This is a genomic window from Butyricimonas faecihominis (assembly GCF_033096445.1).
Classification (GTDB): Bacteria; Bacteroidota; Bacteroidia; order Bacteroidales; family Marinifilaceae; genus Butyricimonas; species Butyricimonas faecihominis.
On record NZ_AP028155.1, the window covers coordinates 4,621,581 to 4,631,582 of the forward strand.

Consider the following 10,002-nt stretch of genomic DNA (forward strand, 5'->3'; position numbering starts at 1 on the left):
CTTTTATTTCGCATAGTCTGCCATGCAGCTTTCACGGGTTCCGGTGATGTCGAAGATCACTTGCAGGTGCAAGAGTTCAAATATTTTCAACACTTCCGGCGTGAGGTTGCAAAGTTTTAGGCTGGAGCCGACACTTTTCGCTGTTTTGAAAAGAGCGATGATACAACCGATGGCGCTACTATCTACAAATTCAATGTCGTGAAAGTCGAAGAGCATTCGACAATCTTTATTATTTAACAAAGGTCTAAGTTCCGTTTTCACTTCGTCAGCCGACGCTAACGTGAAACGAGTCACGTCTACGAATTCGACAATGGTGATACCATTTTGTTCTGTTACTTTTAGAATCATTGTTTAATTAGTTTCTAAGGATTAATATGTAGTAAATTTATTCACAGTTGAATTAAGCAAAAGTAATCATTTTTACCGAGATTGCAAATAAGTTTACGGGCGGTTTGTTTCTGATTTCGAAGATTCAATTGACGTGCTAATATTTTTTTAGAAAGGGTAGGCAAGAACAATAAAAGTTTTAACTTTGCAGAGTGTTATTGTTATACTTTATAATATAATGAATATTTAAACGATATAAAAAATGAAGACTACTCCATTTACACATTTCCATGAGGAGCTTGGGGCAAGAATGGCTCCTTTTGCCGGCTACAATATGCCGATTGAATATACCGGTATTAAAGACGAACACAACACGGTTCGTGAAAAAGTGGGTGTATTTGATGTTTCTCACATGGGTGAATTTTGGGTAAAAGGCCCGAAAGCTTTCGAATTGGTACAGAAACTTACTTCTAACGATGTGGCGGCTCTTACGGATGGCAAGGTTCAATATAGCTGTTTCCCAAATGAAACGGGAGGTATCGTGGATGACCTTTTGGTATATCGTTTCAGCGCCGAGAAATATTTGTTGGTTGTGAATGCGGCCAATATCGAGAAGGACTGGGCATGGTGTACGAAATGGGCAAAAGAATTAGGTATGAACGTGGATACCGATTTGGAAAACGCTTCTGATAATATTTGCCAGCTTGCTGTTCAAGGTCCTTTGGCATTGAAAGCAATGCAAAAATTAACCACAGCTAACGTGGTAGATATGGAATATTATACTTTCCAAGAGATCCCGTTTGCAGGAATCGATAAAGTGATTTTCTCCACGACCGGATATACCGGGGCGGGTGGTTGCGAGATTTATGCATACGTGAAAGATGCCGAGAAACTTTGGCATGCCGTGTTTGAGGCTGGGGCTGAATTCGGAATCAAACCTGCCGGGTTAGGTTCTCGTGATACCTTGCGTCTGGAAGCAGGTTTCTGCTTGTACGGACACGAAATTGACGATGATCATTCTCCTATCGAGGCTGGTTTGGGCTGGATCACGAAATTCGTGCCGGGAAATGATTTCATTAACCGTGCTTATCATGAAAAAATGAAAGCGGATAAGCCGAGCCGTTACATGAAGCCGTTCGAACTTCAAGATAAGGGTATTGCTCGCCAAGGATACGTAATCGAGGATGCAGAAGGAAACGAGATCGGGGTAGTTTGCTCCGGAACTGTTTCTCCTTGGACCGGGAAGTCAATCGGTACGGGATACGTGAAGAGTGGTTTCCACAAGCTGGATACGGAGATCTTCATTCGTGTAAGAAACAAAGCTTTGAAAGCTAAAATTGTCAAGACCCCGTTCTTTTAGTCGGGTGCTTTTGAGCTAGACGATAACTAAGCACCCGGGAACGGGTGCTTAGTCTTTTTATAGAAGCAAAAACGTTTTCGAAGATGTTGAAGCTGTTGATTATTAGGCGGTAATAAAAACGAATAAAAATTACGGAAAAAAGTCTTTTATATGGACTTATTTTGCATCTTTGTAACGCGATTGCAAACAAGATTTTAATTAATTATCTACTTAAATATTTTAGAGATGAGAAAACACATTTTTAATGCCGGACCATGTAAATTGCCGGATTCTACATTGGAAAATGTATCAAAAGCAGTATTAGAGTTCGGTAACACGGGACAATCAATCATGGAAGTGTCTCACCGTTCTGCAGATTTTCAAGCTGTTTACGAAGAGGCTGTTGCCTTGTTCAAAGAAGTATTGAATATTCCGGAAGGATACTCGGTTCTTTTCTTGGGTGGTGGTGCTAGTATGCAGTTCTGCATGATCCCCTTCAACTTCTTGAAAACGAAAGCTGCCTATGTAAATACCGGAACTTGGTCAACTGCAGCTATTAAAGAGGCTAAAATGTGGGGTGAAGTTGAAATCGTTGCTTCTTCTGAGGCTGATGGATTTACTTATTATCCTGAATTCACGATTCCTTCAGACGTGGATTACATGCACATCACTTCAAACAACACGATCCGCGGTACGGAAATTTTCTATGATCCGACTTCTCCGGTGCCTTTGATTTGTGATATGTCTTCTGATATTTGCAGCCGTCCGGTTGACGTGTCTAAATATGCCATGATCTATGGTGGATGCCAGAAGAACCTCGGACCTGCCGGTGTAACCTTCGTGATCATTAAAGATGATTTCTTGAACAACGTGGTAGCTGACAGAATGATCCCGACTATGTTGAGATACAAAACTCACGTGGATAAAGAATCAATGTACAACACTCCTCCATGTATCAATATTTTCGGGGTGAAAGAAACCTTGAAATGGGTAAAAGCAATGGGTGGTGTTGAAGCTATGGAGAAATTAGCTATCGAAAGAGCTGATATGCTTTATGCTGAATTGGAAAGAAGCAAAGTATTCCGTCCGGTTGTAAAAGAAGGTTCTCGTTCAAGAATGAACATTCCTTTCTTGTTAAGAGAAGGATACGAGTCATTGGAGAAAGAATTCCTTGATTTCGCTAAGACTAAAAACTTGGTAGGACTGAAAGGACACCGTTCAGTAGGTGGATTCCGTGCTTCTACTTATAACGCTTGTACAATCGAAGACGTGAAAGCTTTGGTTGCTGCAATGCAAGAATTTGAAGCAAAACATATTTAATATTGACGATTTACGATTTCGGATGTAGAATTGTCTTTCATGAAAATGAAGGCAATGATGGTCTGAAATCGTAAATCTTTTTTCATTTAAAATTGTAATTATCATGACTAAAGTATTAATCGCTACAGATAAACCGTTTGCTCCGGTTGCCGTTAACGGAATCAGAGAAATCGTAGAAGCTCAAGGATATGAGTTAGTTTTATTAGAAAAATATACTTCACAAGACGAGTTGATCGCTGCCGTTGCTGATGTTGACGCTATGATCATCCGTTCAGACAAAGCTACCAAAGAAGTAATCGAGGCTGCTAAGAATTTGAAAGTAATCGTTCGTGCCGGTGCAGGATATGATAACATCGACTTGGCTGCTTGTACTGCTCACAATGTAGTGGCTATGAACACTCCGGGACAAAACTCAAACGCTGTGGCCGAGTTGGCTTTCGGTATGATGGTTTACATGGCTCGTAACTTCTTCAACGGAAAATCAGGTTCCGAGTTGAAAGGTAAGAAGATCGGTATCCACGCTTACGGGAACGTTGGACAAAACGTTGGACGTATCGCTCGCGGATTCGGAATGGAAGTTTACGCTTTCGACCCGTTCATGACTGATGAGCAAATCAAAAATGCCGGGGCAATCCCGTTACATTCAGCTGAGGAAATGTACAAGATGTGTCAATACATCTCTTTGCATATCCCGGCAACAGAACAAACCAAGAAATCAATCAATTATGATTTGTTGAAAGATATGCCGAAGGGGGCTGTTTTGGTGAACACCGCTCGTAAGGAAGTTATCGACGAGGAAGGTTTGGCTAAATTGATGGAAGAAAGAGCTGATTTCCACTATATCACGGATATCGCTCCGGATTGTGATTGTTTCAGCAAATTCGAAGGCCGTTTCTTCGCTACCCCGAAAAAGATGGGCGCTCAAACAGAAGAGGCTAACGTTAACGCAGGATTGGCTGCTGCTCACCAGATCGTGAACTTCATAGAGAAAGGTGACGAGAAATTCAGAGTAAACAAATAAATCAATTTTAGATTTACGATTTATGATTCTGTGATTTTTCACGGCGCTATTTGAAGCGTGGATCTGTGTGGTTGGAATCATTAAATCGTAAATCGTTAAATCATAAATATACTTATGGCAATAGTAAAACCATTCAAAGGATTACGTACACCATCTCAAGAAGTTTGTGAGGAACTGGCGTGTCTACCTTACGATGTGATGAATTCAGAGGAAGCAGCACAAATGGCTGCAGGAAAACCTCGTTCATTATTACATGTTACCAGAGCTGAGATTGACTGCCCTGCAGGAACTGATATTCACTCCGAGACTGTTTATAACAAGAGCGTGGAGAATTTCAATATGTTTCAGGAAAAGGGATGGTTGGTTCAGGATGAGGATGCTAAATTTTATATCTACGCCCAGACTATGGACGGAAGAACTCAATATGGTATCGTAGGTTGTGCCGCTTGTGAGGATTACATGAACGGGATTATCAAGAAACACGAGTTGACTCGTCCGGATAAGGAAGAGGATCGTATGATCTTGACCCGTTATGTAAAAGCTAACTTGGAACCGGTATTCTTTGCTTACAAGGCTGTTCCGGAAATCGACGCTATTGTTGAGGACATCGTGAAGAGTAGGAAAGCTGACTATGATTTCGTGGCAGAGGACGGATTCGGTCATCACTTCTGGGCTATCAACTGCCCGGAGACCAACAAACGTTTGGAGGAATTATTTGCAACGAAAGTTCCTTACACGTATGTTGCTGACGGACACCATAGAACTGCTGCTGCTGCTCGTATCGGTGCCGAGTTCAAATCAAAGAACCCGAACCACGATGGTACGGAAGAATATAATTTCTTCATGGCTGTTCACTTCCCGGATCATCAGTTGAAAATCATTGATTACAACCGTGTTGTAAAAGATTTGAACGGTTTGACCGAAGAGCAATTGTTGGCTAAATTGGGTGAACATTTCACGGTTGAAGATATGGGTACGGAGATTTACCACCCGGCTAAATTACATGAATTCAGCATGTACTTAGGCGGAAGATGGTATAAATTGACGGCTAAACCGGGAAGTTACGATGATAATGACCCGATCGGAGTATTGGACGTAACGATCCTTTCTAACCATGTATTGGCTGACATCTTAGATATTCAAGATTTGCGTACTTCTAAACGGATTGATTTCGTGGGCGGTATTCGCGGATTGGGTGAATTGAAACGTCGTGTTGATAATGGCGAGATGAAAGTGGCTTTCGCTTTGTACCCTGTTTCTATGGAGCAATTGATCAATATTGCCGATACCGGTAATATCATGCCTCCGAAGACGACTTGGTTCGAGCCGAAACTTCGTTCTGGAATGGTAATCCACAAGATCTAATAAGACTGGACTCGATAAAAAAGCGACTCGAAAGAGTCGCTTTTCTTATGCTTTATAGCGAAGCCATTTGTATAATTCTTTCCATGTGACTTTCTTCCCGTACATGAGGATACCTACCCTGTAAATCTTACCGGATAACCACGTGAAGAAAAGGAAGGAACCGACGAGTAAACCCATTGAAGTGATGATTTCCCATGCAGGAACACCAAACGGTATACGTACAAGCATGACGACCGGAGAGGTGAATGGGATGAGAGAACTCCAGAATACCATGGGTGATTCGGGGCTTTTCATGGCAGCAACACCGATGTAAAGGGCGACAACCAGAATGATAGACAGAGGGGTCATGAATTGCTGGGAGTCCGTTTCATTATCAACGGCTGCTCCAATGGCGGCAAATAATGATGCATATAATAAATATCCTCCGATGAAATAGAATAAGAAGGCTCCCACAAATTTCAAGATAAACATGGGATCAATGGTTTTTACCAGATTTTGGATGATTGCCAATTGTTCGGGGTTAATTTCCGTTCCTTGAGCAAACATATTTAGGTCGTTGGCATTTTTTAAAGCTTCCAAGTCAAGATTCGGCATGAAGAAAGCTTGAGAAATTAAAATAATACCTCCTCCCAAAACAATCCATATCAAAAATTGTACAAGTCCCACGGCAGCCACACCGATAATCTTTCCCAACAGGAACTGGAAGGGTTTTACCGAAGAAACTAACACTTCAATAATCCGATTCGTTTTTTCTTCGATAACACCTTTCATTACTTGAGAGGCATACATGAAAATAAAGAAGTAGATGATTAGCCCGGCAACCAGTCCGATAATTGACGTGATTTCAGACGAACTTTCTTTGGCATCTCCAGTGTCCGTGACAAGTAATGTCCTCACCAGTACGGGAGTTTTGGTGGCATCCAATTCCGTTTCCAAATCCGGCATCTGGGTTTTAGCAATCACTTCAGCACGTTTGACAGTTTCTATTTTCTGGCGTAATTGTGATGCAATCTCGTTTTTCAATTCCATGGGAACTTGAGACGTTGAGAATACCGGAATTTCGGCATGGGTCATGACATTGGCCGGGATGCGGGTAATGGCGTAAAAATCGTTCTTTTTCAGAAAATCAATATAGTCTGTTTCCGGTATCTCCTGATCGATATACGTGAAACTCGTGTTATTGATTTTTTGAAGCGGGGTTTCTAACGTTGATTCGTTGATAACGGCAATTGTACGCTCTTGGCTGTCGTCTCGTAGTAGCATCCACATGAGGAAAGCGTAGAATAACGCAAACAGGATCGGGACAAAAATGGTGACGACAAGGAAGGTCTTTTTACGGACTCTTGTGGTAAATTCCCGGTTTATGATAATGAGTATCTTGTTCATTTTAATTGAAAATTGAAAATTGAAAATTGAAAATTGAATATGAGGTTTGGGAAACGTCATTCTGATTTTCAATCTGGGATAATTATTTTAATTTAAAATTTGAAATCATAAATCTAAAAATTATTTAGGCTTGCTCTTTTACGAGTTTTATAAAGATATCGTTCATGCTGGGAATGATCTTTTGATAAGAGATGATGTCTGTTTGGGGCAGGACTCTTGACAAAAGGGTGTTTGCCGGGCAATAAGTGTTTTGTTGCAAAATAATATCCTGACGGTCTCCTTCGACACGTTGAGATACTATCTCGAATTCTGAGCCGATTGTTTGTGCGGGTGAGAATTCTGGGTTGTAACGACAGCTGAGCTGGTATGTGTTACTGGCATACTTTTCACGAATCTGATTGATTGGTCCCTCGATGATCTTGCGTGATTTGTTGATTAAGGCGATATGGCTACAGATTTCTTCTACCGATCCCATGTTGTGTGTGGAAAAGATGATGGTTGTTCCTTTCTTGCGTAATTCGAGAATTTCCCGTTTCAGTAATTCAACGTTGATGGGGTCGAAACCGCTAAAGGGTTCGTCAAAAATCAGCAATTCCGGTTCATGAAGTACCGTGGTGATAAATTGTACTTTTTGTGCCATACCTTTGGATAGTTCTTCTACTTTTTTATCCCACCAAGCTTCAATCTCGAATTTCTCGAACCACATTTTAAGACGGACGATCGCCTCGTGTTTACTGATTCCTTTTAAGCGAGCCAAGTAAACGGCTTGTTCTCCGACTTTCATTTTTTTGTAGAGTCCTCGCTCTTCCGGAAGGTAACCAATCCGGTTGACATCAGACGGTTGCAGATGTTCATTTCTGAAAAATATTTCTCCTGAATCAGGGGCTGTGATTTGGTTAATAATTCGAATTAAGGAAGTTTTTCCGGCTCCATTAGGGCCTAGTAGCCCGTAGATGGCTCCCTCCGGGATATTGATTGACACGTCATCCAATGCCTTGTGGTTTGCATAGGTTTTGACGATGTTCAAGGCTTTGAAGAAACTCATAATCGGATATTTGTCAAAGGCTGCCGAATCGGCAGCCTTTGAGGTTATTTTATTTCAAACATTAAAGCGTCTTTCGGGAGTTTATCTCCTTTGTTGACATGGACTTTCGTGACCGTACCACTTATGGGAGCTAGGATTTTATTATGCATTTTCATGGCTTCCAAGAGACAAAGCAAATCTCCTGCTTTAACTTCTTGACCTTCTTTTACATACAAATCGATGATAGATCCCGGTATGTATGTGATAACGGCTCCCGGATCGGGTTTTTCCCATTGTTTCCGATTAATAAATTTTTCGGTAAACTGGGTTTTATATTTTAAGCCGTCGATTTCTAATAAATCGTATTTTGGTGTACTCATCGTGGTATAATTTTAGTTTAAAATGGAGGAATTCCATGTTTTTTAGCCGGGGTTAATACCGACTTGTTGCTGGATACCTCGATGGAGTGTTTCAGGATCTCCGGGTTTCCTCGGGTTCGATCACGGAATCGATATAGCCTTTAGAGGCGGCCACGTAAGGATTGGCGAATTTTTCACGATATTCGGCAACTTTGATTTTACGCATTTCTTCCGGATTTTCGGCAGCCATAATCTCTTTTTTGAAGATGATGTTGGCAGCACCTTCCGGTCCCATTACTGCAATTTCGGCAGTTGGCCATGCGAACATAAAGTCAGCTTTCAAGTGACGTGAGTTCATAGCGATATAACCACCACCATATGCTTTTCTAAGGATTACGGTAATCTTAGGTACTGTAGCCTCGCTATATGCATAAAGAACTTTCGCTCCGTGACGAATAACACCCATATACTCTTGTTCAACACCCGGTAAGTATCCCGGCATATCCTCGAATGTTACGATCGGAATATTGAAGGCATCGCAGAATCGGATAAAACGTCCGGCTTTATCAGAAGAGTCACAGTCTAACACTCCGGCAAGTACAGAAGGCTGATTAGCCACGAAGCCGATAGTTTCCCCGTCGATACGTCCGAATCCGACAACGATGTTTTTAGCGAATTCTTGTTGAATTTCCAAGAAGTCTGAATCATCGGCAACAGCACGGATTACATCGCGCACGTCATAAGGCTGGGTTGGGTCAGACGGAATGATTTTCTCGATCTTGTATTCCGGTCTTGGCGGTTTGGAGGGGAAAGGTTTAGCTTTTGCCTCGTTACTCCAGGGAATGAATGTCAATAATTTTTTGATCTGTTCAAAACATTCATACTCTGAATGAGCGAAGAAATGGGCATTACCACTGATTTCACTGTGAACTCTAGCTCCTCCGAGTTCTTCCATAGTCACGACTTCTCCTAATACCGTTTTTACAACTTCAGGTCCGGTAATAAACATTTTGGAAATGTTGTCTACCACGAACACGAAGTCGGTCAAGGCGGGAGAGTATACGGCTCCACCAGCGCAAGGACCGAGGATTACAGATAATTGAGGAATTACTCCGGACGCTTGGGTGTTACGGAAGAAAATTTCTCCGTATCCGGCTAAGGAGTCAACACCTTCTTGAATACGAGCTCCACCAGAATCGTTGATTCCGATCAAGGGTACTCGCATTTTTAAGGCATGATCCATGATTTTAGTGATTTTACGAGCATGCATCAAACCAAGAGAACCTCCGGCTACGGTGAAATCTTGCGCATAAATACATACAGGTTCTCCATAGATTGTTCCGGTACCAATGATGACACCATCACCATGAAGAACTTTCTTATCCATATCAAAATCTTTGGACTGATGCTCAACGAACATGTCGTACTCATGGAAAGAGTCTTTGTCCAAAATTGCTTCAATACGCTCCCGGGCTGTCAATTTTCCCATTGCAGCTTGCTTCTTAATCGCCTCTTCGCCACCTCCTTGAAGAACAATTTCTTTTCTCTTTCTTAAATCAAGAACATTTCTTTTAAGTGACATAAGTATTATTTTTTATTTATAAATGATAGGTTCTATTCAATGTTAGATTCCGCCTACCAAAATGCAAGATTACGAAAAAAAAATGAAGAAAAAAACACTATTTCGAATGGTTATGAATAAGATGTTGTCGGATAGTGTTTTAGGGAATGATATTCTGCATATAAATTTGTACTACTCCGTAACTCTATGGTTTAGTTGTTCGTTAAATTAAGCATTCGGTTTGTGGGTTGAGGAAAAGTATTATTGGGAAATGTGAGGTAAAAGCCTTGTCCCTAGTGG

Annotated in this window: 8 protein-coding genes and 1 pseudogene; 4 read left to right on the forward strand and 5 right to left on the reverse strand. The window is 41.4% G+C overall.

Annotated elements, in window-relative coordinates; all coding sequences use genetic code 11:
- Positions 1-3: 3 nt before the first annotated feature.
- Complete coding sequence (locus tag R8806_RS19170; protein WP_124316048.1) at positions 4-348, reverse strand: STAS domain-containing protein; 345 nt, start codon at positions 346-348, stop codon at positions 4-6.
- A 241-nt stretch (positions 349-589) separates the two neighbouring features.
- Between R8806_RS19170 and gcvT the strand changes: the two genes are divergently transcribed.
- From gcvT to R8806_RS19190, 4 genes are all read left to right on the forward strand, one after another.
- Entirely contained in the window at positions 590-1,687 is a 1,098-nt protein-coding gene (gene gcvT, locus R8806_RS19175; RefSeq protein ID WP_124316049.1) for a glycine cleavage system aminomethyltransferase GcvT, read from the forward strand.
- A gap of 225 nt (positions 1,688-1,912) precedes the next feature.
- Positions 1,913-2,986 (forward strand): 3-phosphoserine/phosphohydroxythreonine transaminase, encoded by a 1,074-nt coding sequence (gene serC / locus R8806_RS19180; protein WP_087421601.1) that lies wholly within the window; start codon positions 1,913-1,915, stop codon positions 2,984-2,986.
- A 103-nt stretch (positions 2,987-3,089) separates the two neighbouring features.
- Positions 3,090-4,007 (forward strand): 3-phosphoglycerate dehydrogenase, encoded by a 918-nt coding sequence (locus tag R8806_RS19185; protein WP_124316050.1) that lies wholly within the window; start codon positions 3,090-3,092, stop codon positions 4,005-4,007.
- Between the two features lie 114 nt (positions 4,008-4,121).
- On the forward strand, positions 4,122-5,372 hold the full coding sequence (locus R8806_RS19190) for a DUF1015 domain-containing protein (RefSeq protein WP_124316051.1): 1,251 nt from the start codon (positions 4,122-4,124) through the stop codon (positions 5,370-5,372).
- Positions 5,373-5,417: 45 nt separating this feature from the next.
- On the opposite strand, the gene R8806_RS19195 is transcribed toward R8806_RS19190, so the two are convergent.
- The 4 genes and pseudogenes from R8806_RS19195 to R8806_RS19210 form a co-directional block, all read right to left on the reverse strand.
- A complete protein-coding gene (locus tag R8806_RS19195; protein ID WP_124316052.1) occupies positions 5,418-6,758 on the reverse strand; it encodes an ABC transporter permease in 1,341 nt (446 codons plus the stop codon).
- A 124-nt stretch (positions 6,759-6,882) separates the two neighbouring features.
- On the reverse strand, positions 6,883-7,803 hold the full coding sequence (locus R8806_RS19200; protein WP_124316053.1) for an ABC transporter ATP-binding protein: 921 nt from the start codon (positions 7,801-7,803) through the stop codon (positions 6,883-6,885).
- Between the two features lie 44 nt (positions 7,804-7,847).
- Positions 7,848-8,162: an acyl-CoA carboxylase biotin carboxyl carrier protein subunit gene (locus R8806_RS19205; RefSeq protein WP_124316054.1), complete on the reverse strand. Its 315-nt coding sequence runs from the start codon at positions 8,160-8,162 to the stop codon at positions 7,848-7,850.
- Positions 8,163-8,179: 17 nt separating this feature from the next.
- A pseudogene (locus R8806_RS19210) lies at positions 8,180-9,723 on the reverse strand (acyl-CoA carboxylase subunit beta).
- Positions 9,724-10,002: the final 279 nt, after the last annotated feature.

Coding starts and splice junctions, on each gene's coding strand:
- R8806_RS19170 (WP_124316048.1), bottom strand. CDS start 348: ATGATTCTAAAAGTAACAGAACAAAATGGTATCACCATTGTCGAATTC.
- gcvT (WP_124316049.1), top strand. CDS start 590: ATGAAGACTACTCCATTTACACATTTCCATGAGGAGCTTGGGGCAAGA.
- serC (WP_087421601.1), top strand. CDS start 1,913: ATGAGAAAACACATTTTTAATGCCGGACCATGTAAATTGCCGGATTCT.
- R8806_RS19185 (WP_124316050.1), top strand. CDS start 3,090: ATGACTAAAGTATTAATCGCTACAGATAAACCGTTTGCTCCGGTTGCC.
- R8806_RS19190 (WP_124316051.1), top strand. CDS start 4,122: ATGGCAATAGTAAAACCATTCAAAGGATTACGTACACCATCTCAAGAA.
- R8806_RS19195 (WP_124316052.1), bottom strand. CDS start 6,758: ATGAACAAGATACTCATTATCATAAACCGGGAATTTACCACAAGAGTC.
- R8806_RS19200 (WP_124316053.1), bottom strand. CDS start 7,803: ATGAGTTTCTTCAAAGCCTTGAACATCGTCAAAACCTATGCAAACCAC.
- R8806_RS19205 (WP_124316054.1), bottom strand. CDS start 8,162: ATGAGTACACCAAAATACGATTTATTAGAAATCGACGGCTTAAAATAT.